Annotated in this window: 25 protein-coding genes; 14 read left to right on the plus strand and 11 right to left on the minus strand. The window is 65.4% G+C overall.

The features are described 5' to 3' along the window. Window positions 1–143: 143 nt before the first annotated feature. From F579_RS0102375 to F579_RS0102385, 3 genes are all read left to right on the plus strand, one after another. Window positions 144–1,685: an AAA family ATPase gene (locus F579_RS0102375; protein ID WP_019024446.1), complete on the plus strand. Its 1,542-nt coding sequence runs from the start codon at window positions 144–146 to the stop codon at window positions 1,683–1,685. A 197-nt stretch (window positions 1,686–1,882) separates the two neighbouring features. After that, window positions 1,883–3,013, plus strand: a complete 1,131-nt coding sequence (locus F579_RS0102380) for a site-2 protease family protein (RefSeq protein ID WP_019024445.1) — start codon at window positions 1,883–1,885, stop codon at window positions 3,011–3,013. A gap of 121 nt (window positions 3,014–3,134) precedes the next feature. After that, on the plus strand, window positions 3,135–4,019 hold the full coding sequence (locus F579_RS0102385; RefSeq protein ID WP_231365778.1) for an alpha/beta fold hydrolase: 885 nt from the start codon (window positions 3,135–3,137) through the stop codon (window positions 4,017–4,019). A gap of 216 nt (window positions 4,020–4,235) precedes the next feature. Here F579_RS0102385 and F579_RS0102390 read toward each other — a convergent pair whose 3' ends face one another. After that, entirely contained in the window at window positions 4,236–5,519 is a 1,284-nt protein-coding gene (locus F579_RS0102390) for a hypothetical protein (RefSeq protein WP_019024443.1), read from the minus strand. Window positions 5,520–5,711: 192 nt separating this feature from the next. Here F579_RS0102390 and F579_RS0102395 point away from each other — a divergent pair, with 192 nt between their 5' ends. Beyond that, complete coding sequence (locus F579_RS0102395; RefSeq protein WP_026301052.1) at window positions 5,712–6,482, plus strand: hypothetical protein; 771 nt, start codon at window positions 5,712–5,714, stop codon at window positions 6,480–6,482. A gap of 36 nt (window positions 6,483–6,518) precedes the next feature. On the opposite strand, the gene F579_RS0102400 is transcribed toward F579_RS0102395, so the two are convergent. The 3 genes from F579_RS0102400 to F579_RS0102410 all read right to left on the minus strand — a co-directional run bounded on the left by F579_RS0102400 (window position 6,519) and on the right by F579_RS0102410 (window position 9,096). After that, complete coding sequence (locus tag F579_RS0102400) at window positions 6,519–7,187, minus strand: c-type cytochrome (RefSeq protein WP_019024441.1); 669 nt, start codon at window positions 7,185–7,187, stop codon at window positions 6,519–6,521. A 165-nt stretch (window positions 7,188–7,352) separates the two neighbouring features. Beyond that, a complete protein-coding gene (locus tag F579_RS0102405; protein ID WP_019024440.1) occupies window positions 7,353–8,351 on the minus strand; it encodes a streptogramin lyase in 999 nt (332 codons plus the stop codon). Window positions 8,352–8,556: 205 nt separating this feature from the next. Further along, window positions 8,557–9,096, minus strand: coding sequence for an HIT family protein (locus tag F579_RS0102410; protein WP_019024439.1), 540 nt, complete (start codon window positions 9,094–9,096; stop codon window positions 8,557–8,559). A gap of 453 nt (window positions 9,097–9,549) precedes the next feature. Between F579_RS0102410 and F579_RS0102415 the strand changes: the two genes are divergently transcribed. The 5 genes from F579_RS0102415 to F579_RS0102435 all read left to right on the plus strand — a co-directional run bounded on the left by F579_RS0102415 (window position 9,550) and on the right by F579_RS0102435 (window position 13,284). Beyond that, entirely contained in the window at window positions 9,550–11,607 is a 2,058-nt protein-coding gene (locus F579_RS0102415; RefSeq protein ID WP_019024438.1) for a sodium-translocating pyrophosphatase, read from the plus strand. A gap of 49 nt (window positions 11,608–11,656) precedes the next feature. Next, the gene (locus tag F579_RS0102420) at window positions 11,657–11,845 is read left to right on the plus strand and encodes a hypothetical protein (RefSeq protein ID WP_018137790.1); all 189 of its coding nucleotides are present in this window, start codon (window positions 11,657–11,659) and stop codon (window positions 11,843–11,845) included. 88 nt (window positions 11,846–11,933) lie between these two features. After that, window positions 11,934–12,311 carry a VOC family protein gene (locus tag F579_RS0102425; RefSeq protein ID WP_019024437.1) on the plus strand — a complete coding sequence of 126 codons (378 nt, stop codon included), beginning with the start codon at window positions 11,934–11,936 and terminating at the stop codon, window positions 12,309–12,311. 39 nt (window positions 12,312–12,350) lie between these two features. Next, entirely contained in the window at window positions 12,351–12,830 is a 480-nt protein-coding gene (locus tag F579_RS0102430) for a VOC family protein (RefSeq protein WP_019024436.1), read from the plus strand. A gap of 1 nt (window position 12,831) precedes the next feature. Further along, on the plus strand, window positions 12,832–13,284 hold the full coding sequence (locus tag F579_RS0102435; RefSeq protein WP_019024435.1) for an SRPBCC family protein: 453 nt from the start codon (window positions 12,832–12,834) through the stop codon (window positions 13,282–13,284). Here the strand turns inward: F579_RS0102435 and F579_RS0102440 are convergent. The 3 genes from F579_RS0102440 to F579_RS0102450 all read right to left on the minus strand — a co-directional run bounded on the left by F579_RS0102440 (window position 13,259) and on the right by F579_RS0102450 (window position 15,297). Continuing rightward, on the minus strand, window positions 13,259–13,906 hold the full coding sequence (locus F579_RS0102440) for a dienelactone hydrolase family protein (protein ID WP_019024434.1): 648 nt from the start codon (window positions 13,904–13,906) through the stop codon (window positions 13,259–13,261). The genes F579_RS0102435 and F579_RS0102440 overlap by 26 nt on opposite strands. Beyond that, window positions 13,893–14,546, minus strand: coding sequence for a phosphoribosyltransferase (locus F579_RS0102445; RefSeq protein WP_019024433.1), 654 nt, complete (start codon window positions 14,544–14,546; stop codon window positions 13,893–13,895). The genes F579_RS0102440 and F579_RS0102445 overlap by 14 nt, the downstream gene beginning before the upstream one ends. Window positions 14,547–14,673: 127 nt before the next feature. Then, a complete protein-coding gene (locus F579_RS0102450; RefSeq protein ID WP_019024432.1) occupies window positions 14,674–15,297 on the minus strand; it encodes a phosphoribosyltransferase in 624 nt (207 codons plus the stop codon). A gap of 281 nt (window positions 15,298–15,578) precedes the next feature. Here F579_RS0102450 and F579_RS0102460 point away from each other — a divergent pair, with 281 nt between their 5' ends. Beyond that, complete coding sequence (locus F579_RS0102460; protein WP_019024431.1) at window positions 15,579–16,127, plus strand: cyclin-dependent kinase inhibitor 3 family protein; 549 nt, start codon at window positions 15,579–15,581, stop codon at window positions 16,125–16,127. On the opposite strand, the gene F579_RS0102465 is transcribed toward F579_RS0102460, so the two are convergent. Further along, window positions 16,124–16,585: an SRPBCC family protein gene (locus tag F579_RS0102465; RefSeq protein ID WP_019024430.1), complete on the minus strand. Its 462-nt coding sequence runs from the start codon at window positions 16,583–16,585 to the stop codon at window positions 16,124–16,126. The two genes, F579_RS0102460 and F579_RS0102465, sit on opposite strands and share 4 nt — an antisense overlap. A gap of 114 nt (window positions 16,586–16,699) precedes the next feature. On the opposite strand from F579_RS0102465, the gene F579_RS0102470 reads away from it, so the two are divergent. Together F579_RS0102470 and F579_RS0102475 are read left to right on the plus strand one after the other, a co-directional pair. Then, window positions 16,700–18,223, plus strand: coding sequence for an NAD(P)H-dependent oxidoreductase (locus tag F579_RS0102470; RefSeq protein WP_019024429.1), 1,524 nt, complete (start codon window positions 16,700–16,702; stop codon window positions 18,221–18,223). A gap of 64 nt (window positions 18,224–18,287) precedes the next feature. After that, window positions 18,288–19,025: an ABC transporter substrate-binding protein gene (locus F579_RS0102475; protein WP_038029312.1), complete on the plus strand. Its 738-nt coding sequence runs from the start codon at window positions 18,288–18,290 to the stop codon at window positions 19,023–19,025. A gap of 19 nt (window positions 19,026–19,044) precedes the next feature. Here F579_RS0102475 and F579_RS0102480 read toward each other — a convergent pair whose 3' ends face one another. After that, window positions 19,045–20,133, minus strand: coding sequence for a lecithin--cholesterol acyltransferase (locus F579_RS0102480; RefSeq protein ID WP_019024427.1), 1,089 nt, complete (start codon window positions 20,131–20,133; stop codon window positions 19,045–19,047). Between the two features lie 130 nt (window positions 20,134–20,263). Here F579_RS0102480 and F579_RS0102485 point away from each other — a divergent pair, with 130 nt between their 5' ends. Both F579_RS0102485 and F579_RS0102490 read left to right on the plus strand, forming a co-directional pair. Continuing rightward, a complete protein-coding gene (locus F579_RS0102485; RefSeq protein WP_019024426.1) occupies window positions 20,264–20,968 on the plus strand; it encodes a DUF4197 domain-containing protein in 705 nt (234 codons plus the stop codon). A gap of 337 nt (window positions 20,969–21,305) precedes the next feature. Beyond that, on the plus strand, window positions 21,306–21,701 hold the full coding sequence (locus F579_RS0102490) for a DUF4168 domain-containing protein (RefSeq protein WP_019024425.1): 396 nt from the start codon (window positions 21,306–21,308) through the stop codon (window positions 21,699–21,701). 68 nt (window positions 21,702–21,769) lie between these two features. Here F579_RS0102490 and F579_RS0102495 read toward each other — a convergent pair whose 3' ends face one another. Beyond that, window positions 21,770–23,008: a bifunctional diguanylate cyclase/phosphodiesterase gene (locus F579_RS0102495; protein WP_019024424.1), complete on the minus strand. Its 1,239-nt coding sequence runs from the start codon at window positions 23,006–23,008 to the stop codon at window positions 21,770–21,772. Between the two features lie 256 nt (window positions 23,009–23,264). Beyond that, on the minus strand, window positions 23,265–24,212 hold the full coding sequence (locus F579_RS0102500; protein WP_019024423.1) for a hypothetical protein: 948 nt from the start codon (window positions 24,210–24,212) through the stop codon (window positions 23,265–23,267). Window positions 24,213–24,227: the final 15 nt, after the last annotated feature.

Consider the following 24,227-nt stretch of genomic DNA (forward strand, 5'->3'; position numbering starts at 1 on the left):
AAGAGAACCGGGGGCATGCGCGAACGGGGCACGCAGAATCGCTGAAACTATGCGTGGACCCGGACCGGGGAAGTCGACACCATGGGCATCACGGGTCTGTGGCATTCGCTGGCAGGAGCCGGTGTTGGGAACGGAGGGAGTGAATGGCAACGGCGCTTCAGAATCAGACGGCGCGCAAGATCCTGCGCGGGCTCAAGTCGCACTATCCGGTGTTCTACCTGCAAGGGTGGGACGAGGACCGCATGGAGCGGCTGCTGCGGGCGGTCGCGCGCTCGTACTACGGCGAGGACGGGCACCTGGAGGTGTGGTCCGCGGGTACCGGGTTCGACAGCGATGCCCCCGACGCCCCGACGACCGATCCGCTGGAGGCGGTGGCACGCGTGGCGAAGGGGCGCACCGAAGGCCCGCGCATGGTGCTGCTGAAGGATCTGCCCACCGAGTTCGAGGGCAACCCGGCGCTGGTCCGCGGGGTGCGCGACCTGTACTACCGGCTGAAGAACAGCCGGGATGTGGTGTTTCTCAGTTGTCCGCTGCTGAAGCTGCCGGAGATCCTGAAGAAGGAGGTCTTCCTGATCGAGGTGGACCTGCCGTCGGAGGAGGAGGTGCTGGAGCAGCTGGAGGTCGCGAGCGGCGCGTCCGGGGTCCCGCGCGAGCAGTTGTTCCGCGTGGCGGCCGGGATGCGCGGACTGTCGCTGAACGAGGTCGGGCACCTGAGTGCGCGGCTGTTTGGCGGCAAGCCGATGGGCGAGGGCGAGATGCTGGCCGAGATCCAGGAGGAAAAGGGCCAGATCCTGCGCAAGGAGAGCTGCCTGCAGTTCTACCCGCCGCAGCGTTCGCTGGACGATATCGGCGGGCTGGAGAACCTGAAGGAGTGGGTGCGCACGCGCGCCGACCTCTTTACCGAGAAGGCCTGGCGCGACAACGTGCCGCTCCCGGCCGGTGTGCTGTTCATGGGGGTCAGCGGCTGCGGCAAGAGCATGGCGGCGAAGGCGATCGCGACCGCCTGGGGTCTGCCGCTGGTGCGCCTGGACATGAGCCTGGTGCTCTCCGGCAGCTTTGGCACGCCGGAGTATGCCTTTGCCCGGGCGACGCGGATTGCAGAGGAGATCGCGCCGATGGTGCTGTGGGTGGACGAGCTGGAGAACGCCTTTGGCTTCGACAGCCAGGCATCGGGCAGCGCGGGTAACGTGAACATCTTTTCCAGCTTTCTGACCTGGCTGCAGGAGAAGTCGCCACGGGTGTTCGTGGCGGCGACCGCGAACCGCATCCATCAGCTCCCGGCCGAGCTGATGCGCAAGGGCCGGTTCGACCAGCTGTTTTTCCTGGACCTGCCACAGGCGGAGGAACGCAAGGAGATCCTGCGGATTCATGTCGAGCGCTACGGCGGCAATATCGAGGAGTTCAATCTGAACTACATGGCCGCCAGCACCGAGGACTGGAGCGGGGCGGAGATCGAGCAGGCGGTGAAGTCGGCGCGCATCGATGCCTATCAGGAGGGGCGGGTGTTCAATCAGCGCGACGTGATCCGCAACGTGATCAACACCGTGCCGCTGTCGCGGACGATGGTGGAGCAGATCCGCGAGATCAAGAGTTGGGTGTTCCAGCGCGCGATCAATGCCTCCAGGACGGAGGCGTCGGGGAGCGTGGCCTCCAGTGCGCCGAAGGCGCCAGGGCAGGAGCATTGAGTCAGGGGTATCGGTGATGTCCTGCTCGGGCGGTCACAGAGGATGGATGGGGTAGACCGCGCGGGGTCCGCGGTGGGGCCAGGATTCGAGGCGGACGGGCGTTCCACAGGGCCGGCCGGCACGTCATAAGCCCGGTCGACTGAGGCGGCACCGGCAACGGCGGCCGGTAGCGGTACTGTCATGCAAGGAGCCGAAGAATGTTCAAGACCGTCCTAGTCCTGGGCCATGTCAGTGGCATCCGTATTCAGATCCACATCAGCTGGATCTTCATCCTCATTCTGCTGCTGGCGAGCATGAGCACCGGCTTCTATCACCAGTATCCGGAGTGGAGCCTGGCGATGGCGGTTGGCACCGCGGCGGTGACGGCCCTGCTGTTCTTTTCTTCCATCCTGGCCCATGAACTTGGCCACAGTATGGTGGCGCTGCGGCGTGGTGTGCCGGTGGAGTCCATCACCCTGTTCATCTTCGGGGGGCTGGCCCAGATGGGGCGAGACCCCGAGCGGGCAGAGGACGAGTTCTGGATAGCGATTGCCGGGCCGGCGGTGAGTGCGGCCCTGGCATTGCTCTTCTGGTGGCTCGCGTTGCTCACCGCGGATTGGTTCGAGCCGGTACCGGTGGCGCTGGGCTGGCTCGCGCTGATCAACCTGATCGTGGCCATTTTCAATCTGATCCCGGGTTTTCCGCTGGATGGCGGGCGGGTATTCCGGGCAGTGATCTGGAAGTTGACGGGCGACCCGCGCAGGGCCATCGAGGCCGCCGTCCGTGGTGGGCGGATGGTGGCCTACCTCCTGTTCGGCTTCGCCTTCTGGAATGTCGTGGTGCTTGGCAATCTGATCGGGGGCCTGTGGGTGATGCTGATCGCCTGGTTCCTGCTGAACATGGCCGAGATGCAGGGGCGGATGTATGACATGCGCGAGCGGCTGGTGGGTGTTCGTGCGCGGGATCTGGCAAACCCCGATCCGCCATTCGTCGGCGCGAATGTATCGATCGAGGAATGGATTGACCGTTTTGTCCTGCCGGGTGGCCGCCGCTCCTTTCTGGTGGGCGATGCGGAGCGGGTTCAGGGACTGGTGACGCTCAGCGACAGCCGCAAGGTGCCGCGGGAGCGGTGGCCGAGCACCCGGATCGCGGCGATCATGACCCCCGTGGAGGCGCTGAGTCGGGTCGCGCCGGATACGAAGGCGGAGGAGATTCTGCAGATCATGAGCGAACACAACCTCAACCAGATCCCGGTGATGGATGAATCCGACCGAGCCATCGGCTGGATCGATCGCCAGCAGCTCCTGCGCACCATCGAGATCCATATGGAGCTCAAGCAATCGCGATGAAACGGGATGCATGGGGGCCGGCACGCAAGCGGGCGATTCGACGCCTGTGGCGGCAGGCGCCTTCTGGATGTCGGGTCGGTGGTGGAAGGCCGACATGGAGAACGGGAGGCCAGGGACCAGGATGAGCGAGGAGTTGGATCGTCGTGGCGTAATCGATGTGGACGGTGCGATTCTGCGCTATGCGTGCGAAGGGTCGGGTACGCCGGCACTGGTGATTGGTTCGTCGATCTACTATCCACGAACCTTCTCCCGTCGTCTCCGCGAGAGGATGAGGCTGGCTTTTGTCGATACCCGCCACTTCGCGGAGCCGACCGGTTCGGTCGCACCTGGGGATGTCTCGTTGAATACCTATCTGGCCGACATTGCGCAGGCCCAGACGCAGCTCGGGTTCGATCGTGTCGTGCTCATCGGGCATTCCCATCACGGGAACCTGGCTCTCGAGTACGCGAAGTGGCACCCGGAACGGGTATCCCATGTGGTGCTGATCGGCACGCCCCCAGTGGATGCAGACGAAACGGTGAGGGCGGCAAAGGCGTACTGGAAGCGCAACGCCTCCGAGCCGCGGAAGCGACTGCTAAGAGAGCAGGTGGCCGCCTTCCGAGCGGAACAATCGGTCCGGCTGTTGCCGGCGCAGGCCTATATCGCCGAGTACGTCGCAGAAGGGCCGAAATACTGGTTCAACCCGCATTACGATGCATCACCTCTCTGGCAGGGCGTGCCGCTCGACATGGGTGTTATGGCGGTCTTTCGCGGTTTTTTCGCTGAGGGCTATGAATTGCAGTGGGATCCGGAGCAACTGACCGCCCCTGTTTTCTTGGCTATGGGGCGGCATGACTACGCGGTGCCGCCCACCCTGTGGGATGAGGATCGCCTGGCGCGAAACGGCCTTGCCTTTCGCCTGTTCGAGCGTAGTGGACATACTCCGCAACTGGAGGAGCCGGAAGAATTTGATCGGATGCTTCTCGAGTGGCTGGAGCTATCTGCCGGCAGTCAGCCCCTCTCGTGATCGCCTGAAGTCTCGCGGAGATTTGCTAGATTCAGAGGCAGTTGCGAGCCGAAGCTGCTGGCTTGCGACGAAGACAGGAAATGGGGCCATGGCGTCGAAGAGTCTGCCGGTGGAGGAGTTCACAGCCCCTGACCCGATCACGGCGAACGGGATGCATTCACCTCGTAACGTCGAGTTTTCGCTCCGGTGCGGTCCGCGTGCTGGTGCGGGTAAGGATCAACGAAGGCGCCGTACCTCGCTAATGTCGGTCAGGGCGATTGGCACCACTATGTAGCCGCTCCCGATGCGGCGGCGTACGCGGATATGCCCCTCATGGATTTCGAGCAGCTCGCCGTTGCGGGCGCGACCGTCCGCGAGGGTGATCTGCAGGTTGCGGCCAATGTGTTCGCCCAGTGTATTCAACGCGATCACCGAGTCCCGCGCCGTTTGCGGGGGGCGGGCGGAATCGGATGGCAGGGCCGGTGTGGCGTTCCATCCCGTGTTCGGTTTCGCGGCGAGCCTCCCGGGGCGCGGTGTGACCTGGCGCAGGTCGATGCGACCAAAGGGTCGGCCGGCCACACTCAGGCTGGATTCGACCTGCCGTAGCCACTGTGTCGGGGAGCCGAGGCCGGCCCAGAGCAGGGCGGGGTTATCAATCGGACCGATGCGCACGGAGTAGCCCCGAGGTTCCTGGATGAAGTGACCATAGGCCTCGACCATCAGCGGGCCCGGCTGCAGACCAAGCGGTTCCCAGGCTTCGACCCAGGCCGCCTGATGGTGCTTGAGGTAGTCCCGGTGCTCCATGTCCATCTCGGCCGCACAGAGCTCCATCAGGGCGGGATAGTATCCGCGGTCTTCGTAATCCACGGTCATGGATTGCAGTGAAGTGGTCATCAGGGCGGGTGCGAGGTCACGGGCCCGATTCGAGGCGGCCTGGATGCTGAAATGCGCGGTGGATGTGCCCAGGCCCAGGGGACCCATGCCAAAGGTGCTATGCACGGTCAGACGGTTCTGGTCCTCCTCGAGACGGTAGCGAATGCTCATGTCCAGCGGGATGTCGCGATAGCCGAGGGCGGCCAGGAGGTCGTCCGCAGGGGCCGCCTGGTAAGCGCCGCAGCCGGCAGTGTCGAGCCACAGGGCCGGGATGCCGTCCTGTGCGCCGGTGGCGAGGCCGGGCGGCAGGGTCAGCCCGTTGACCGCAAAGCCCAGTTGCCGGGGCAGGCGCCGGGCATCCAGGGTGTGGCGCAGCCGGAGGAGCTGCCACAGGTTGCCGGTTTCCAGGGTGATGCGTTCGGCCCGTGTGCGGCCGATGGCCGTATTGCGGGGTTCGAACAGGAGCCTGTCGACGTGGAGTTTACCGCCCAGCCCGATCTTCACCCCGCCATAGTGCAGCGTCCCGAGCGGCTCCATCATCTGCGCCATATCGTCGAGCTTTTGCTCGACCTGGCGAATCTCGTAGTGGTAATAGCCGATACCCGCGGCGACCACGGCAAGGCCGCCCACGATCCATTTCCCTGGCATGTCTTCCCCCTGCGGTTGCTCGTTCGGGCCCGTGACAGTCGGCCCGACAGCGGGACTGCCCTGTCCCGCGATAAGAAGATAGCCGCTGTTGGGACATTCCGCACCTGCGAGCAGGGCGCGCGGGCCTGTCGGTGTGCGCGAGCCAACGTGCTTCGGCCTTGGGCAGTGGCAGGAACGGGCGGTTTGACTCGCATGCGGGTCCGCGTCGATGGTGGCGTGATGCGAGGTCCTGCGAACAGTCGAGAAGGAGTGGATGGGCTGGCGGAGCGATCGGCTGCGGGCGCATTGCGGCCGGGATATGGTCGCTCGGCTCGATCCCCCGCAGCCTTGCTCGCCGTGGGCGTCGTAATGACGCTGATCGTGACCGGTGGTTGCATGCCGTCCGGCGAGGAGGAGCGATCCTCCGACGATGACGAGGCGTCGATGCTGGCGCCGCTCGACATGAGTGAGGAATCAATTCGCACAGTAGAGGGCACCACGCTGCTCCGCATCGATGATCTGCCCGGCGACATTCAGGTGGACGAGCAGAACGCCTTCGGTGCGGCGACGCGATTCCGGGAGGCCAGGGCATCCCCGGACAATACCTGGGTAGCGGTGGTCACCAGCGGTGCCGCGCACAGCGCCGGCTGGCTGGTACAGGCGGACAGTGGCGAGGCGTTCCCGGCGGCGTTTCAGTACGGGGGCAGCGTCACGATCGGCCTCTGGAGCGACGATGGGCGCCACGTGGTCTTCGCGCAGGAAGGACCTGCAGGAAACCGTACGCTGACGGTCGTGGATCGCGAATCGCTGGGCGACTCGGTGGAAGCGAATGCGATCCCGGTGCGCGTCGATGACCACGGAGAGCTTGATCCGGAGGACCAACACTACGAGGCGCTGGGCTGGGAAGAGGGAAGTCTTCGGTTCCGTCTCGGCGACGAACCATGGGTGTTTGATCCGGCCACGGGGGCGGTGGAAGCGGAGTAGTGCCAGACTGAATGGGCAGGTCTCCGCGAGCCCTGGTTACTCGTCGCTGGCCGGCAGGGAGGCGTAGTAGGCCGCCAGGGCGGCCATTTCTTCTTCTTCCAGTTCGCTCACGATTCCCTGCATCAGACCGGCAAGTGACGTCTCGCGCGCACCGTGGGCATAGGCCTGGAGCTGTGCCATCAGATAGCGGGGCGGGTGGCCGGCCAGCGGCGGCAGGCTGGGGTTCCGTTCGCGTCCTTTTTCCCCATGGCAGGAGGCGCAGGACTGCACGTTGCGTTCCGGCAATCCTTCAAGGGCAATCTCGCGCCCTCGTTCCGCCAGATCGCCCGGTACGTCATGCGGGCCGCCCGCCGGTTCCATCTCCGCGTAGTGCCGGCTGATCGCTTCGATCTCTTCGTCGTCCAGGTGCTGGGCGATCTGTGCCATGGTGGCGTTCGGGCGCAGGCCTTCCCGGTAGGCCTCCATCTGTTCCACCAGGTACTGCTCCGGCAGCCCCGCCAGGCGCGGGAACGGGGGCTGCGACTGGCCCTGACCCTGTTCGCCATGACACTGCATACAGGCGGTTGCGCCGCGGTCGTTGCCTTCCTGCGCAATGCGTGCACCGGGGTTCTCCTCCGCGCTGGCACTGGCCGCCAGAAGACCAAACAAGGCCGAGGCGAGGGCGAGCCCGGCAGCCGGGCCGAGAGGCGGGTGGACACGTGTCATACGCAAGCGAGGTCATCGGTGTAAGCGTGATGAATGATCGTAGCCCGTACACGGCCTGATTGCTGCGACTGGTGCCACGGGTTGGTGGACGCGGGCGGATGCTGCGCAGGCAGGATAAGCCGTGGGGCAAGGAAGGCCCACCCTGCAGGGCCGCTCAGACATGGGTCAATCCAGCTGGATGCGACCAATGGTGCCCGTGTCGGCCCCGAACCAGATCGTGTTGCTGGGGCCGTGGTAGGTGATGTGCCGCACGATCCCGCCACCATCGGCCAGCTCCAGTGCCGGCAGGAAGGTCTCGGTACTGGGGTCGAAGGCGATCAGCCGGTTGGGCGAGTGGGCTGTTTCCGAGAACCAGACCCGGCCCTCGCCGTCGGTGGTGATGGCGTAGGGGGCACCGGCTGCTTCGCCCGGGGTCCGCCATTCCTCGATCTCGCCGCTTGCCGGGTTATAGGCACCGAGGTAGCCATCGGCGAAGTCGACATACCAGACGCGGCCGTCGTCGGTCACCGTCGGCCTGCGCGGGCGCGCGTCTTCGCGCGGCAGTTCGATCTCCTCGACGGCCTCGCCAACGCCCGCCACTGTGGCGAGCTTGTTGGTGCCGAACGAAGTGACCCACGGCTGTTCGTTGCCATCCAGCATGAGTCCATACGGGCGGGAGCCGGGGGTGGGCACGTCGTGCAGCGTGATGTCCCCGCTGGTTACGTCGAGATATCCGATCTGGTTGCCGTGCTGGACCGTGAACCAGATGTTGCCGTCCTCGGTGAAATCCATGGTGTGTGGGTCGCGCCTCCCGTCACCTGGCAATTCGAAGCGTTCGATTTCGCCGGTTTCCGGGTCGATGCGCCCGATGTGGTCGGCGCGGTTTCCGGCATACCAAGCGCCGCTTTCGTTGGTGATGACCGTATGCGGACCCGCGCCGGATTCCAGGTCGAAGCGTTCGAATTCCCCGGTTTCGGGGTCTAGGGTCGCAACGTAGTGGCCTGTTTGCCCCACGAACCAGACTCGCCCATCGGGGCCCATCCAGGGGTCGCGCGGGCGCGTATTCGGCCAGGGGACTTCCCATTCCTGAATCGAGCCAATGGGCTCGGCATCGTCCGCCACTACCGTGGCACTGCCCATTGCCAGTGCCGGAACCGCCAGTGCTGTCGCTACGAATTTCAACATGTTTGCCACTCCTGAACGGGTCACTTGCCGAACGTTGGATATAGCACCTGGAGGAACAGTCGTTGCCAGGAGCGAAGGGCAGGTCGGCCACGGGAGGCAGACGCCACGAAGCCCGGTTACGCGGTAGACGGCCCGCGTGCAGGAATGGTTCACCGGGCGATTGCCCGCCCGGTCGCAATGGCCGGGACGGGCCGGGTGGTTGGGGTCAGGCGCGGTCGGCGCGAACGCCCGGGTGGGCGTGTCGGTGGTAATTCGCTCGATCCGGGATCACGTTGCGGATGCCGCCACGGGGGTCTTCCACATCGCCTTCGTAGCGGGGCAGCAGAATCACGTGCAGGTGATCGATGCTGCGCCCGGCCATGCGGCCGTCGTTGTTGCCGACGGTGTAGGCATCGGGCCGATTGCCCAGAAAGGGGAGCTCCAGCACGCCTTCGATATGGTCTTTGGGGCGCTCGCTCAGGTCCTCGCGGACCAGCATGCTGCGGTACAGGCTGGCCAGGTCGGTCGACTCGATCACCTGGCGTACGCCATGGATGGCGTCGAAGTAGTCCGACTGTTCGGCCTCGTTCAGCTCGAACAGGGAGACCACGTGCCGCCGCGGGATGACGAGGGCATGCCCCGGGTTGACCGGGTTGGTGTCGAACAGGGCGACGAACGAGCGGTTCTCGTAGATGAGGGGATCGGCCAGTCCGGCCGCGACGCGGCAGAAGTAACAATCCTTGTTGGCTGCTGTGGCACTGGTCATCGAAACGCCTGGTTGATCAGTTTGTTTTGTAAGTCAACGATCTTACTGGATTTTCACTTGTTCGTTCTCCTGCGGCCGATGAAGTTCACCTGGCGGTATGCCCCGGTCGATGCTCTTTAAGGTGCCTTTCGCGCGCGGTTTGCATCCACCGCGCTTGACGCCCTGCAAGTCACCACGTAAGTTGCCCTAGCATTGTAAGGGGTTTTTGCGGTCCTTCTTTCGAGCCGATTCACGGCCAGGCCCACCATCCCCCAATACGTTTGTCGAGGCTGTACGCCCCGCGCCAGCGGAGGCCGCGCGCCTCGACCGTCGCGCGGATGCGCGGCGCCAGCACAAACCGGATGCCCGGATTCGCGCCGGGCGGCCGTGTCGTGTCGACAGCCTGCCTGTCGGCCGCCGCGGGTGCCCGACGTTCCGGATGCTTTGTGTCACGACGTATCGAAGGGGGAGTCCATGTCCATGCCATTTTTCGGCCTCGTGTTTGCGCTGCTGTGTGGCGTTGCCGCGCTGGCCTATGGTCTGTTTTCCATCCGCTGGGTGCTCTCGAAGTCGGAGGGGAGCCAGGAGATGCAGCGCATCGCCCGTGCCGTACAGGAAGGCGCATCGGCCTACATGAAGCGGCAGTACACGACCATTGCGGTGGTCGGGGTGGTTCTGTTCGTCGGGCTTTGGCTCGTCATCGGCGTGGGCTCCGCGATCGGGTTCCTGATCGGCGCGGTGCTTTCGGGTGCGGCGGGTTTTATTGGCATGCATGTGGCGGTACGAGCCAACGTGCGAACCGCGGCGGCCGCGAAGTCGGGGCTGGAAGCAGCGATGGACGTGGCCTTCCGTGGGGGCGCGGTGACCGGCCTGCTGGTGGTCGGGCTCGGGCTTCTGGGAGTGGCAGGCTATTTTGCCGTGCTCTGGTGGCTTACACCGGAGGGTGGCGACGTCGGGCTCTCGCCGCTGGTGGGGCTGGCACTGGGCGGCTCGCTGATCTCGATTTTCGCGCGTGTCGGCGGTGGCATCTTCACCAAGGGTGCGGATGTCGGAGCGGACCTGGTGGGCAAGGTCGAGGCGGGCATCCCTGAGGATGATCCCCGCAACCCGGCCGTGATCGCCGACAACGTGGGCGACAACGTCGGGGACTGCGCCGGGATGGCCGCGGATCTGTTCGAGACCTACGCGGTCACCATCATCGCGACGATGATCCTGGGCACCTTGCTGATACCTGAACTGGGGCTGATGGCCTCGGTGTATCCGCTGGTGCTGGGGGGCGGGGCGATCCTCGCCTCGATCGTGGGCACCTTCGCGGTCAAGGCGCGGCAGGGCTCCGAGATCATCAAGGGACTCTACAAGGGCCTGATGGTCTCCGGCGGGCTCGCGGCGGTGGCCTTCCTGCCCATTACGCTGGTGCTGGTGCCGGACAACGCGCTGGCCACCAGCATGGGCATCGAGAGTGGCGCGGCGCTGAGACTGTATGGCGCGGCGCTGGTGGGCCTGGTGCTGACCGGGGTGATTATGGTCGCCACCGACTACTACACCTCCACGGCGTTCCGTCCGGTCCGCCATCTGGCCGAGGCCTCGACCACCGGGCACGCGACCAACATCATCGCCGGCCTGGCGCTGTCGATGAAGGCGACCACCGCGCCGGTGCTGGCGGTCTGCGCGGCGATCCTGGTGGCCTATGCCTTTGGCGGCCTGTACGGCATCGCCATCGCTGCGACCACGATGCTGTCGATGACCGGGATCATCGTGGCAATGGACGCCTACGGGCCGATCACGGACAACGCAGGCGGCATCGCGGAGATGGCCGATCTGCCCTCCGAGGTGCGCGAGACCACCGATGCGCTGGACGCGGTGGGCAACACGACCAAGGCGGTCACCAAGGGGTATGCGATCGGCTCGGCCGGGCTCGCGGCCCTGGTGCTGTTCGCCGACTACACCCACGAGCTGGTGCGCCACACGGGCGGTGTACACAACTTCGAGCTCAGCAACCCGAATGTCATCGTGGGACTGTTCATCGGGGGGCTGGTCCCGTTCCTGTTCGCGGCGATGACGATGGAGTCCGTAGGCCGGGCGGCCTCGGGTATCGTGAACGAGGTGCGCCGCCAGTTCCGCGAGATCAGCGGGATCATGGAGGGCACCACCAAGCCGGATTACACCCGTGCCGTGGACATGCTCACCAGTGCAGCGATCCGCGAGATGATCCTGCCCTCGTTGCTGCCAGTACTGGTGCCAGTACTGGTCGGCGTGTTCCTCGGTACCGAGGCGCTGGGCGGGCTGCTGATCGGGACGATCGTGACGGGCCTGTTTGTGGCGATCTCGCAGACCGCCGGTGGCGGGGCGTGGGATAACGCAAAGAAGTACATTGAAGATGGACACCATGGTGGAAAGGGCTCCGAGGCCCACCACGCGGCGGTCACCGGCGACACGGTGGGGGACCCGTACAAGGACACCTCGGGCCCCGCGATCAATCCGCTGATCAAGGTCATCAACATCATGGCGCTGCTGCTGGTGCCCGTTCTTTAGGGCCTGGCGAAACGCAAGGAGAATCGAGATGCCGACAATCCGACTGCAAATGGCCCCGGATCTGGAGCTGAACATGGAGCTGGACGTCGAGGGGGTCGACTGCGACAGCCGCGACTGGGACGTGCAGCAGCACAAGGCCGAGATCTACGCCGAGTTCGAACGCCGGCTGAAGGCCGCGTTCCCCGAGGGCTTCAAGATCCATACCTTCGAGTTCGGCCTGGCCTGCAAGCCGCGCTAGCGGGGCGGGAGAACACGCACGCCAGCGGGTTCTCCCGAACCGAAGGTGGGCTTTGGGGGCACGCGAGTGCCGTGTTCCTCCTGACACCATGCACAAGAGCCGACTCGGAAACATCGTGATCGACTGCCGGACGCAGGATCTGGCCGCCGAGGCGCGTTTTTGGGCCGGCGCACTGGGCTACCCGATGCCCGAGGACTTCGATGCGGCCAGCGGCTTCATCCAGCTCGTAACGCCGCCCGGGGAGGTCCAGGTCATCATCCAGCGTGTGGATCACGATCCGCGGGCACACCTGGACATCGACTCCGATTCGATCGAGGCCGAAGTCGCGCGTTTGCAGAGTCTGGGCGCGACCGTTGTGTCCCGGCACGAGGCTTGGGTGGTGATGCAGGCGCCCAGTGGGCACCGTTTTTGTGTGGGCAGCCCCTATCGGGCCGGCTTCGAGCAGGGAGCCAATGAGTGGGCGTGATGTCCCAGTAGTACAGCCCGCACGCACGGGAGAGACATCATGGCAACCGTTCAGCAAAAGCTTGTCCCGCACCTGTGGTTCGACCACCAGGCCAGGGAGGCGGCCGAGTTCTACGCCTCGGTCTTCGAAAACTCGTGGGTCGAGAACACGGTCACCCTGGAAGACACCCCGTCCGGCTCGGTGGAGATCGTCACCTTCTTCGTGCTGGGGCAGGAGTTCCAGGCCATCAGTGCGGGTCCACTGGTATCGTTCAACGAGTCGATCTCGTTCATGGTCAAGTGCGATACCCAGCAGGAGATCGACTACTACTGGGACAAGCTGACGGCCGATGACGGGCAGGAGGTGGAATGCGGCTGGTTGAGGGACAAGTTCGGCCTGTCCTGGCAGATCGTCCCCGCAGTGATGGACGAGATGATGCAGTCTGATGATCCGGCAGCGCTGGCGCGGATCACGCAGGCGTTCCTGAAGATGAAGAAGTTCGACATCGCGGCCCTGGTTCGAGCCTTTGAGGGCCGTTGAAATGGACGCCCGCGGGCCCAGCATGGCCGAGGTGCTGCACCTGACCGTATCCATCGCGCGCACTCCCGCGGATGTCTATGCCTTTGCCTCCGATCCGAGAAACCTCCCGTTATGGGCCGAAGGGCTCGCACGCTCGGAGGTTCGGCAGGAGGGGGATGCGTGGGTGGTGGAAGGGCCCGTTGGGAGGGTGACGGTGCGGTTTGCGGCGCCCAACGATCTCGGTGTGATGGACCACGATGTCGAGCTCCCCTCGGGCGTGATCGTTCACAACCCCATGCGCGTCCTGCCGAACGGCGAGGGCAGCGAGCTGGTGTTCAGCCTTTTCCGGCAGCCGGGGATGTCCGACGAACAGTTTGTTGCGGACCGGTCCGCGGTTGAGAAGGACCTGGACCAACTGAAAAGTCTCCTGGAAGAAAACCCGGCCCTTCCTATTCGGGATGCAGCCAGCAGGTAAACCAGTCCGTTGCCAGCTCCGCCGCCTGCTCCAGGGTGCCCGGTTCCTCGAACAGGTGAGTGGCGCCCGGGATGATCGCGAGCTTGCAGGTGGCCAGCATACGGGCCTGCGCCTGACGGTTGAGCTCGATCACCATGGTGTCGTCGCCCCCGACAATCAGCAGGGTGGGCGACGCCACCCGGGGCAGGGCCTCGCCCGCCAGATCGGGGCGGCCGCCGCGGGAGACGACGGCGAGGATGGTATCCGGGGCCGCCGCGGCCGCCTGTAGTGCCGCCGCCGCCCCGGTGCTGGCGCCAAACAGGCCCATCGGTAGCCCTGCGAGCCGGGGTTGCGAAGCGGCCCATTCGCAGGCCTGTACGAGCCGACGGGCCAGCAGCGGGATGTCGAACCGGTTCTCGTAGGTGCGATCCTCGGTCTCGGTCAGGAGGTCGAACATCAGCGTGGCGAGATTGGCCGCCTGCAGCACGTGGGCCACATGGTGGTTGCGCGGGCTGAGGCGGCTGCTGCCGCTTCCGTGGGCGAACACGACCAGCCCGGCCGGGGTCTCCGGCAGGCCGAGGATCCCCTGATGGGGATGTCCGTCCAGGGCGAGGGTCACATCGTGTTGCTCAGCGCGAGACATCGGGTTTGCGGGAGCGGTGGGCGGTGGCCAGGAGGTCGATCACCTCGTCGTCCGAGGTCTGCTCGAAGGATTCGTAGTAGGACCCGACCGAGCCCCGGTAGTACACCGGGCGGTCCAGGGTCACCACGTGGTCGACCTCGGTCTCGAGCAGCTCCGCCGTATCGGCCGGGGCCACCGGGATCGCGACGATGATCTGCCTGGGGTGGCGTTGCCGGGCGTCGCGGATGGCTGCGCGCATGGTCAGGCCGGTGGCAATGCCATCATCGACGATGATCGCCAGTCTGCCGGCGACGTCCGGGGCGGGCGTGGTGCAGTACAGTTCGCGTCGTCGGCGGGCCTCGGCGCGTTCGCGGGCCTCGGCCCGCTCCAGCCATTCCGGGTCGATGCGATCCTCCTCGCGGGGGTTGCAGACGCGCTCGCCCTGTTCCGGGACCGCGCAAATCGCGTATTCGGGGTGGAACGGGTGGCCGATCTTGCGCGGGATCAGCAGATCCAGCGGCATATCCAGGTGACGCGCGACCTCTGCCCCGAGCGGGACGCCGCCGCGCGGCAGGGCATACACCACGCCGGGCTGACCGCGGAAGCGGTCCAGCGCTTGCGCGAGCCGCCGGCCGGCGTCGGTACGGTCCCGAAAACGCATGGGCCCTCCGAACAATAAGCAGTTGAACTGACCTCGAGTGTAGGACCGGAAGCGCAGGAAAACGGGGAGGTCTGAGCAAAATAGGAGGCCTCGTCCGGAGCCCCTTAAGCCCCTTGCGGTGGCGGGCCTAGCCGATTTCGAGATTGTGGTAGCGAATCACGCGATCGAGTTCGGCGGGGTGCAGCTCCAGGCTGTAATCCAGGCGCAGGCGTTCGATCAGCTCTACACGGTGGCTGGGTGGCGGGTCCATCTGCTGGATGAACTGGCCGACGTCCTCGACGACCGCCCAGGGATAGAGCAGCCAGCGCCACTCGCGGACGGTGTGGCTGCGAAAGTCCGCCGGACAGGTGGTCGTGGTCTTCTCGTGCAGCACGGCGGTACGCACGGCCTCGGGCTTGAAGGTCTCCAGGTAGGGGCGTGCCGCGGTCAGGGTATCGCCGCTGTCGTTGACGTCGTCCACCAGCAGGACGCGTTCACCGCGGACCTCACCACTCAGCGGCACCGTCACCACGGCCGCGGCCTGCTTCTTGCGGGCGCCGGAGGTGTAGTGCTCCACCTTGAGGCTCAGCAGTTTGTGCACCTGCAGGAAGTCGCACAGGAATCGCGCCGGCATGAAGCCGCCACGGGCAATGGCGATGATCGTGTCCGGCCGGAAGCCGCTGTCCAGGATCTGGCGGGCGAGGGTGTCCGCGGCGTCGACCACCGCGTCCACACTGATCAGTTGTACCGGCATCTTGCGGGCTTCAGACATCGCGGGTGCTCTCCAATCCGGCTTCCGCAAGGATGTTATCGGCCGGCCAGAAAGAGCAAGCGTGCGATGAAGGCGATGGTCAGGATGATCCATCCGATGGGATAGGGCAGTACGCCGGTAAAGAATGCGGCCAAGCTGGCGACCAGCAGGAGGCCAAGGATGAGTAACGGGGTGTCCATACCGGTAGGATTGGGGGATGCGGCGATGGTTCGCAGACGAGGCCTTCGAGGACAAGAGATCGGAACGACTGGCCCTGGCGCCGGACGATTGAGAGAGGCTTGATGACTCAGACTAGTAACCATCCCCTCCACTCCCTGGAGATCGGCACGTTGCGCCTGCCCGGGGGGGGAACGATCGGGATGACACTTTGCCCCGGCAAGTGTGAGCCGGGTACGCCCGGTGGTCAGCGGGACCTCGAGGCGGATCTGGCAGCGATCCGGGACTGGGGAGCGACGGCCGTAGTCACGCTGAACCAGAGGCATGAACTGGACGTGCTGGGGGTGCCCGAGCTTGGCGAGGCCGTGGGTGCGGCGGGGATGGCGTGGCTGCACCTGCCGATTGGTGACATGGCGGCCCCGGATCGCCCATGGGAGTTGCGATGGGGCGAGGTCGGCCCCGAGGTGCATCGGCGGTTGGATGCGGGTGAGGGGGTGATTTTTCACTGCGGTGGCGGGTTTGGCCGCGCGGGGACGATTGCGGCCCTGACGCTGATCGAACGGGGCCTCGCGCCGGAGGAGGCCATCGCAACCGTGCGCGATGCGCGCCCTGGTGCGATCGAGAGCCCGGACCAGCAGCGCTATTTGTTGAGCCTGTCCGATACCGGGGTCTAATGATCCGGGCGTGGACCCTGCCGGTCTGCGCTTTTTCGCGGCGGGTTCTGCAGTTCCGCCTCCACGTTGTCGATGATCTCCCGGCTCAGGGTCTGGATCAGCGGTTTGGCCGCCTGGCGGACCGTCTCTTCGAGCAGCGGATTGTCCAGCTCGTACTCCAGACGCAGGTGGATCGTCGTCCCGTCTCTCGCGGGTGTCAGGTGATAGGTGCCGCGATTCTGCACGCCGGTCAGCGATTGCCAGGAAAAGCGCTCCGGTGGTTCCGATTCTGTGATCTCGACATCGAAATTCAGAGGGATGCCGGCGATGCGGACGACCCATCGGTAGCGGCCCTCCCCGACGCGCGCTATCGTTTCGATGGCCTCGCTGTAATGGACGAACTCCTCGACTCGCGTAATCAGGGCGAATACATCGGGTCGGTCCGCGCGGATGTGGGCCTGGTGTTCGATCGTGGGCATGGTCAGAGACGGGGTTCGGAGGACTTCGAGTATGCAGGGAGGCAACCCGGTATGCACCACGTGCCCCGTCCCGAGTGGTAGCGGTTGCGAGGCGCTTTCCGGGAGCCGCCGCGCATGAAGGTGCTCGTGATCCTGGGCCACCCGCGTACCGACAGCCTGTGCGGCGCGCTGGCCGAGGCCTACCGTGACGGGGCCCGATCCTCCGGGGCGGAAGTCCGCTCCCTGGAGCTGGCAAATCTCGACTTCGATCCGCATGTTCACACGCCGTCGCCGAATCAGCAGGCGCTGGAAGACGACCTGGACGCGGCACGGGAACTGGTCGCCTGGGCCGATCACCTCGTATTCGTTTTTCCCACCTGGTGGGGCACCATGCCGGCGCTGCTCAAGGGTTTTCTCGATCGCGTGATGACGCCCGAGTTCGCCTTTCGCAGTTGCGAGGGCGGCACCGGATACGAGGGTCTGCTGCAGGGGCGCTCCGCACAGCTGATCACCACGATGGATACCCCGGTGCTGATCCATCGTCTGCTGTATCGCCAGCCCGGGATCAACGCGATGGCGCGGGCCACCCTGGGTTTTTGCGGCATCCGCCCGGTGCGCTCGCTGATGCTGGGCTCGGTGCGCGAGGCCGACGACCGCCAACGCGAGGCGTGGCTCGAGCGTGCACGACAGGAAGGGCTGCGCCTGCAGCACGGGCGCGAGAGCCTGCGCGAACGGGCCGGTTTTAAGCTGGGGGGCTGGCTGCAGGCCCTGCGCTTGCAGTTCTACCCGATGACCTTTGTGGCCTACACCGCAGGAGCCCTGGCAGCGGCCCCGGACGGTGGTGTGCTGCGCAATCCGGTTTTCTGGCTGGGCTATCTGTGCCTGTTCCTGCTCGAGGTGGCGACGGTCCTGGTCAATGAACGCGTGGATTTCGGCTCCGATCGCCAGAACCGTTTCTACAGTCCGTTTACCGGCGGGTCGCGGGTGCTGGTGGAGGGGCGGCTGTCCCTGCGCGAGCTCAACGCCGGCACGGCGGTGGCGCTTGGGGGCTTCGCGGCGGCATTTGTCTTGCTGCTCGGGGTCGCGCCCGGCGATGCCGGTCCCATGCTGTGGGTGACGGGCGTGCTGGCGGTGCTCGCGATCGGGTATACGGCGCGGCCCCTGAAGCTCAGCTATCGCGGGCTCGGGGAGCTGGATGTCGCGCTGACTCACAGCCTGGGCGTATTGCTGTGCGGTTATGTGTTCCTCGCGGGGGACTGGACGGACCCCTTGCCCTGGTGGCTGAGTCTGCCGCTGTTCCTGGCAATCGTCCCGTCGATTACGCTTTCCGGTATACCCGATCGTGAGGCGGACGCAGCCGTGGCCAAACGTACCCTGGCGGTGCGGCTGGGGAATGGTGGTGCCCTCGTTGTAGCGCTGGTGTTCACCGTTCTGGCGGCGGTTGCCGGAGCGGCATTCCACCTGGCTGGTTGGGCTCAGGGGGCCTATGCAGGGATTGCCTATTTCGTCGTGCCGCATGCGGCGTGGCTGACGTGGCTCCTGTGGCGCGAGCGGCAGCGCGGGGCACCCGGCGGACGTATCGACGGGCTGATGGCGGTATCGCTAGCCTATGTGTTGTGGTTTGGCCTGGTGCCGCTGGTGAATCTCGCCGCGGCTTGAGTGACTGGATGCCGGCCTCCGGCTGATTCAGAGGCCGGGCGGTGCGGTACGGAGGATGTGAGCGATGTTGGGACGGCTGTTAGTGGGCATTGCGGTTTTGGGCATGTTGTCGCTGCCGGCGGTGGCGGATCAGCGCGAGGCGTTTCATATCGCGGGTGATCAAGACGAGGCGCCGTATGGGTACATCAACCGCGACGGGCGCTTTGTCGGTCACTACGTACAGTTGATGCAGGAGGCCTTTGCCCACTTGTGGGTGCCACTGCGCCACGAGCCCTACGAATGGGAAGAGGCGCAGCGCCTGGTGAAGGAGGGCAAGGCCGACGCGATCATTACCACCATGACGCCGGAGCGCGAGGAGTATCTGATCGCGAACGAGGTCGCCCTGGCAGAGCCGGAATGGGTGGCCTTCGTGCGCGAGGATCACCCCGAGCGTGATGAATTGCTGGCCAAGGAGCGGCTGGAGGACTTTCCCGGATACCGCGTGCTGGACTACGCCGGCAACGGCTGGGGCAAGGCCAACCTGGAGGGTCTGGACGTGCAGCGCGAGGGCACGCTGTCGGAGAACCTGCGCCGCCTGGCGGCCGGCGAGGGAGACGTGCTGATCAACATGAGCGAGGTGACGGAACACACGATCCGGGAGCTGAAGCGGGCCTATCCCGACGAGGCGGATGCCCTGGATCGGATCGTAGCTTCCTCCAACGTGCTGGACGTGACATCGATGCATCTGCTGGTGCGCAAGGACTCGCCGCATGCGCACCTGGTGCCGCGCATCGACAAAGTCCTGCGGGAGCTGGGGATCTGACTCCTGCGCTGGAGAGACGTTAGTCTTGCGGGGTAATCGCGGGTACAGGCCGGTCTTCGCCCCGCCAGTCGAACAGGATATGCAGGACCGGTTCGACCGCGGGGGGATATTCCGTCAGGGGGCCGGGCACCAGAAGACCGCGGTGCGAGGCCTCCAGGATCTGGGGCTCGGGGTGTCCTTCCAGTGACAGGGACTCAACTGGCACGACCCCGTCACCGACACCTTCGCTGGCGTCTTGCCACCATTCGCCAATGCGCTCGGGCAGGTTCTCGATACCGAACTGCTCGCTCAGGGACTGCAGGCTGGCCTCCATCGCCGGGGTGGGCTCGGGTACCACGCCGCCGATGATGCGCACGGGAATGCCCTCTGGCCAGGGACGCTGATTCAGGTCCGCGAGAAACTCGCTGTCGGGCCGCAGATCGATCTTGGCCGCGCCCGTGCCGTCGCGCAGGCCGGCGAAAAGCGAAAAGCGCTGTTCGCGAATGTCGGTGAGCCATTCGCGCACCTCGAGCCAGACACGCAGGCGTGCCCAGTCGGAGCCCTGGTTGGGGGTAGCGACCAGGATCACGCCGGCAATTGGTGGTCCTTCGACCCCTGGGTCTTCGCCTGTCGGGTGTCGCCAGCGGGTAACAAAATCGCGGATCACGAGCCCACCCATGCTGTGCCCCACCAGGATCACGGGCTGGTCCGCCTCCAGGGTCTCCCAGTACTCCGCCAGGAGATCGGCGCTGTGATCAATCGCCTGGTCGTTCGGGTAGCGAAACTCCCAGCCGTTGATACCCGCGGTGTCGAGGGCGGACGCCAGCGTGTCCCAGATATCGCCGGGCTCGTCGAGCCCGTGCAGCATCACGACTTCGGGGGGGGCGCTGTCATCGAATACCGTGGATCTCGGGACAAAGCCGCGAAGCTCGTCGGGCAGTTCCATGACCTCCGGAAACCATTCGTGCAGGCGGTCCTGGACCTCCACACGCAGCTCGCGCTCCTGCTCCGGGTGCTGTTCCGTCCAGGTCACCCAGGCGATGAACGCGAGTAGCGGCAAGCCGAACAGGATGGCGGCAGCGTACAGGCGCTTGCGGGCGGGTCTTTGGCGGCGCGGTCTGTGGAGCATATGCCTTAACGATTGAGCATGCGGGGGTGGATCGCAAGCCTGGCGCGGTGTCGGATGTGGCGAACGGGGCACGGGGTATGCGAGGCGTGATGTGTATCATGCCCCGTACGATTTTTGTCGGAGTGTCCGCATGCGTAATTCGCCGCTTGTGTTGTTGCTGTTTCTGCCGTTCTTTCTCTCGGCCTGTGCCGGGCTGGATGTCCGCGACTTTGGTTTGAACGGCGAGGGGAGTGGTGGTGACCGGGCGGAAGAGGCGATCCGCGAGGCCCTGCGAGTCGGCACCGAACGAACCGTGGAGCGGACGGGACAGGAAGACGGCTACTGGGGCAACCAGGCCATACGGATCGGCCTCCCGCAAGAGCTGCGGCAGGCCGGGGATGTGCTGCGCAGCGCCGGGTTGGGCAGCCAGGTGGATGATCTTGAGCGGCGCATGAACCGGGCCGCCGAGGCGGCCGCCCGAGAGGCGGCCCCGGTGTTTGTGAGCGCGATTCGCGGCATGCAGCCGTCCGACGTTCACGCGGTACTGCGCGGCGATGACGATGCCGCCACCCAGTACCTGCGTGGTGCGTCCGAGTCGGACCTGCGCGAGCGCTATGCGCCCGTGGTGCGCGAACACATGGAGGGTGCCGGGGTGTACCGGGTGTACCAGCCGCTGCGTGATGCAGCCAGCCGTATCCCCGGCATGGCCGATCTGGATGTGGACCTGGATCGCTATGTGACCGACCACGCACTGGATGGTCTGTTTACCATTCTGGCGGACGAGGAACGCCGTATTCGCGAGGATCCGGCCGCGCGCACGACGCAACTCCTGCGGGAGTACTTCGGGTCAAGCTAACTCACACGCCGAGCTGATAGGGCCGGGCCCCGTGGCATTGCGCCACGGGGCTTTTTTGTGGGTGAAGCACCTTTTGCGGTATTGCGCGAGGGCTCCGACCCCGGGGAATGGGTCGGAGCGACACGGGTCGGGGCGATGCATGTGTCTGAATGACCCACTTCTCGGTGTGATGGGGGTCCGTTCGATCGAGTCATCCAGGTGCGGAAACCGCCTGGTGGCGCGGCATGCGGCATTCAGGCCATGTTGGCACGGAGGCTGCTTCGCTTCAGGCCAAACGGCCCGTGCATTGCGACGGGCTATCGCAATCCAACCGATCTGATGAAGCACGAGGCGCAGAATGGGACACAAGACCAGTACCGCATATTCGATCGCCCTGGCTTTCGGGCTCGCGTTGGGTGGCGCGGGCACCGTGGCGGCGGGTGATCCGAATGTGTTCGAGCAGGAATGGACCGATGATCCCGAAATGTCCGCCGAGGACGTCAGTGAGAGCGATCTGGAAAGCTTTCTGGCCGCCGCGGAAGCCGCCCAGGACATCCGCGCGGAATACGCAGATGACATCGCGGAAACAGAAGGCGAGGAAGCCCAAGCGCTGCGCGACGAGGCCAATGACGAGATGGTCGCCGCGATCGAGGATGAAGGGCTGACCGTCGAGGAATACCAGGAGATTGCCTACCTGATCGATAACGACAGCGGCCTCGGTGAGCAATTCGCCGAGATAGCGGAGGATTCGTAACCTCCGGGAGTACTACGCCTGATATCTCCCAGGACCCCGGCGGCGCCGCTGTGCCCGCCGGGGTTTTTTTACGCGCGTGTCGCTTCCGGTGTGGGGGGATGGTCCGGATCGACGTTGTCGATCATCAGGAGAGAGGGGATCTGGTCTGCGGTGAGCGGCCGCGCAAAATAGAACCCCTGAATCAGATCGAAGCCGAGTTCCTGGCCGCGCTCGACCTGTTCGAGGGTTTCGATGCCCTCGGCGACCATCTTCAGCCCGAGGGAACTGGCCAGCAGTACGATGCCTCGTGCGAGATCCTCTGCGGAGGGATCATGGCCGAGACGGGACACCAGCTGCCGGTCGAGTTTAAGCGTGTCGATCGGGAAGCGGTTGAGATAGGCGAGGGACGAATACCCAGTACCGAAATCATCGATGGCAAGATGCACCCCCAGATGCTTCAGGGCCTCGAGGGCGGGCTCGGCATCCTCGAGTGCGAGAACGCTCTCGGTGAGTTCGATGGTTAGCAGTTCAGGCGGCAGGTGGTGGCGATTGAGTGCCGACGCGACGTCGTATGCGAGCTCGGGGCGAACCAGGTCCCGGGCGGAGAGATTGATCGCGGTGTACCAGGGCCCGCGGCCCTGTTCCCGCGCGAGGGTCGCCCATTCCTCGGCCTGCCGGCAGCCTTCGGCGATTACCAGTTCACCGATGTCATGGATCAGGGAGGAGTCCTCCGCCACGTCGAGAAAATCCGCTGGAGCGAGTTCGCCGTGTGCAGGGTGCTGCCAGCGAATCAGCGCCTCGACCCCGACAAAACGGCGCTGGCGGAGCGAATAGATTGGCTGGTAGCGCAGAAAGAATTCGTTGTGTTTCAGCCCTCGGCGGATGTCGAACTCCTGGCGCATGCGCCGGAGCTCTTCGGTGACCGGGTGCAGCGCGGGAATGACCAGCCAGGCCATCAATTGCCCGATGCCGACGAAGAAGGCAGTGCGCGTCAGCCAGCGTTCCGTCTCCTGTGCGGTAGCGGCCGCGACATCGACATAGGTCAACGGACCGGCCAGTACGCCGGCCACCAGTGCCACGATGAGGGCGGCGCCGGGACCAAAGCGCGCGGCGGCAAACAGGATGGGCACGTAGTAGAAGTGCGGCACGATGCTGTCGGCGCCACCCGCCAGGTACGGCATTAACCAGGAGATCAGAAGGCCGGCGACGATGATCAGCGTCGCGGATAAAAAGGACATCCCGACCCAGGCGCGAAGCGTGGTTCGGGCCAGGTAGTCGGAATATCGGGTGTTGCCTGCCAGGGGCTGTGCCGACTCGAACCTGGACATCGCGAGGTATCCTTTGGCCTTCCTGGCCGGCTTTGTGCCCTGTTCGGGGCAGGACAATTATGGCGGCGCGGTCGCGGGTCCTCGGCGATATGCGCCCGGGCGTTACACGCAGTTGTAAGTGGTTGTTCTGGTAGTGTAGTTCATGGGAACAGGAAAGAGACGCCCGGGCCGTTCAGTGATCGGTCCGGGCGTCCTGGTTTGAGACCTCGGGGAAACGGCGCCGGGTGAGAATCCCGCGCCGCGGCCGGCAGCAGGCCTAGTCGCAGGCGGAACGCTCGGCGGGCAGGTTGCCGCGCACGCAGGCGCTGATCTCGGGCGGGCTCTCGTTGCTGCGCAGGCGCACGAAGAGGCCATCGATTTCGCCAGCGGCGTTGGTCGGGTAATGGTCGCCCATGTGCATGCCGGCGCCGTGCATGACCCAGTAGTTGAGCTGGTGCTCGTCGCCGTGCGGCTGCTCCAGGTACGCCAGGGTCGCTCCGTGACCCATCTCGGTCACGATCAGGACCCGGACCCGTTCGCCGTCCTCGAAATCGGCATACCCCAGTGCATGGGCAGCAACACTGCCGCCGCGCATGCCCTGCATCTCCGGGGTGTGGTTCGTCTGGATCAGTCGAAAGCGGCCGTGAGGCTGACCATTCCGGAACTCGCCGTCGAAGCGCATCACCATCTTCATGCTGCTGTCTGCGGCGGAGGCGGCGTACAGCCGGCGGGCCTCCTCGATGCTGGAGACGGCGGCCGGTTCCATGGCCTGATGATTCTGGTACCAGGTAATCCAGAAAGAGGCGGGACCATTGTCGACCGCGTCCGGGCAGGCGCCATCGGCGTGCAGTTCGAAGCGGTCGTGGCCGAGATCGACCGAGCCGCGTCCCTTGTTGGTGACCAGGGCGCGGGCAAAGATCACCTCGGAAGGTGTCTCCAGGCCCGCCAGCACGCGGTAGCGGTCGTCCCAGGTGCACGGCGTGGCACTCCGGCCGGGCAATGCCTGACGGCTGACCTGACGTGCCTCGCGAGTGCTCCGTTCGGTTCGGTAGGTGTCGAGTAGCGCACGCGTTCCGGGCTCCAGCAGGCCCGTGTCCACCGCCTGGATATTGCGGTCGAATTGGCGGTCGGCGCCCGGCGTGGCGTGGGCGAGCGAGGTCGTCAGGCCCAGGCTCAGGATCGCGCCCATGGCGAGCATGCGGGCAGGCGTCAGGTGGATTCGCATCAGTGGGTTCTCCGT

Source organism: Thioalkalivibrio sp. ALJ21 (genome assembly GCF_000378605.1).
In the GTDB taxonomy this organism is placed as follows: Bacteria; Pseudomonadota; Gammaproteobacteria; order Ectothiorhodospirales; family Ectothiorhodospiraceae; genus Thioalkalivibrio.

Excerpts from the sequence above, each read along its gene's own strand:
- F579_RS0102460 (WP_019024431.1), top strand. The coding sequence starts at position 15,579 with ATGACTCAGACTAGTAACCATCCCCTCCACTCCCTGGAGATCGGCACG.
- F579_RS0102440 (WP_019024434.1), bottom strand. The coding sequence starts at position 13,906 with ATGTCTCGCGCTGAGCAACACGATGTGACCCTCGCCCTGGACGGACAT.
- F579_RS0102445 (WP_019024433.1), bottom strand. The coding sequence starts at position 14,546 with ATGCGTTTTCGGGACCGTACCGACGCCGGCCGGCGGCTCGCGCAAGCG.
- F579_RS0102480 (WP_019024427.1), bottom strand. The coding sequence starts at position 20,133 with ATGCTCCACAGACCGCGCCGCCAAAGACCCGCCCGCAAGCGCCTGTAC.
- F579_RS0102405 (WP_019024440.1), bottom strand. The coding sequence starts at position 8,351 with ATGTTGAAATTCGTAGCGACAGCACTGGCGGTTCCGGCACTGGCAATG.
- F579_RS0102380 (WP_019024445.1), top strand. The coding sequence starts at position 1,883 with ATGTTCAAGACCGTCCTAGTCCTGGGCCATGTCAGTGGCATCCGTATT.
- F579_RS0102465 (WP_019024430.1), bottom strand. The coding sequence starts at position 16,585 with ATGCCCACGATCGAACACCAGGCCCACATCCGCGCGGACCGACCCGAT.
- F579_RS0102385 (WP_231365778.1), top strand. The coding sequence starts at position 3,135 with ATGAGCGAGGAGTTGGATCGTCGTGGCGTAATCGATGTGGACGGTGCG.
- F579_RS0102390 (WP_019024443.1), bottom strand. The coding sequence starts at position 5,519 with ATGCCAGGGAAATGGATCGTGGGCGGCCTTGCCGTGGTCGCCGCGGGT.
- F579_RS0102485 (WP_019024426.1), top strand. The coding sequence starts at position 20,264 with ATGCGTAATTCGCCGCTTGTGTTGTTGCTGTTTCTGCCGTTCTTTCTC.
- F579_RS0102450 (WP_019024432.1), bottom strand. The coding sequence starts at position 15,297 with ATGTCTGAAGCCCGCAAGATGCCGGTACAACTGATCAGTGTGGACGCG.
- F579_RS0102415 (WP_019024438.1), top strand. The coding sequence starts at position 9,550 with ATGTCCATGCCATTTTTCGGCCTCGTGTTTGCGCTGCTGTGTGGCGTT.
- F579_RS0102425 (WP_019024437.1), top strand. The coding sequence starts at position 11,934 with ATGCACAAGAGCCGACTCGGAAACATCGTGATCGACTGCCGGACGCAG.
- F579_RS0102435 (WP_019024435.1), top strand. The coding sequence starts at position 12,832 with ATGGACGCCCGCGGGCCCAGCATGGCCGAGGTGCTGCACCTGACCGTA.
- F579_RS0102495 (WP_019024424.1), bottom strand. The coding sequence starts at position 23,008 with ATGTCCAGGTTCGAGTCGGCACAGCCCCTGGCAGGCAACACCCGATAT.
- F579_RS0102470 (WP_019024429.1), top strand. The coding sequence starts at position 16,700 with ATGAAGGTGCTCGTGATCCTGGGCCACCCGCGTACCGACAGCCTGTGC.
- F579_RS0102430 (WP_019024436.1), top strand. The coding sequence starts at position 12,351 with ATGGCAACCGTTCAGCAAAAGCTTGTCCCGCACCTGTGGTTCGACCAC.
- F579_RS0102410 (WP_019024439.1), bottom strand. The coding sequence starts at position 9,096 with ATGACCAGTGCCACAGCAGCCAACAAGGATTGTTACTTCTGCCGCGTC.
- F579_RS0102500 (WP_019024423.1), bottom strand. The coding sequence starts at position 24,212 with ATGCGAATCCACCTGACGCCTGCCCGCATGCTCGCCATGGGCGCGATC.
- F579_RS0102475 (WP_038029312.1), top strand. The coding sequence starts at position 18,288 with ATGTTGGGACGGCTGTTAGTGGGCATTGCGGTTTTGGGCATGTTGTCG.
- F579_RS0102400 (WP_019024441.1), bottom strand. The coding sequence starts at position 7,187 with ATGACACGTGTCCACCCGCCTCTCGGCCCGGCTGCCGGGCTCGCCCTC.
- F579_RS0102490 (WP_019024425.1), top strand. The coding sequence starts at position 21,306 with ATGGGACACAAGACCAGTACCGCATATTCGATCGCCCTGGCTTTCGGG.
- F579_RS0102375 (WP_019024446.1), top strand. The coding sequence starts at position 144 with ATGGCAACGGCGCTTCAGAATCAGACGGCGCGCAAGATCCTGCGCGGG.
- F579_RS0102420 (WP_018137790.1), top strand. The coding sequence starts at position 11,657 with ATGGCCCCGGATCTGGAGCTGAACATGGAGCTGGACGTCGAGGGGGTC.
- F579_RS0102395 (WP_026301052.1), top strand. The coding sequence starts at position 5,712 with ATGCGGGTCCGCGTCGATGGTGGCGTGATGCGAGGTCCTGCGAACAGT.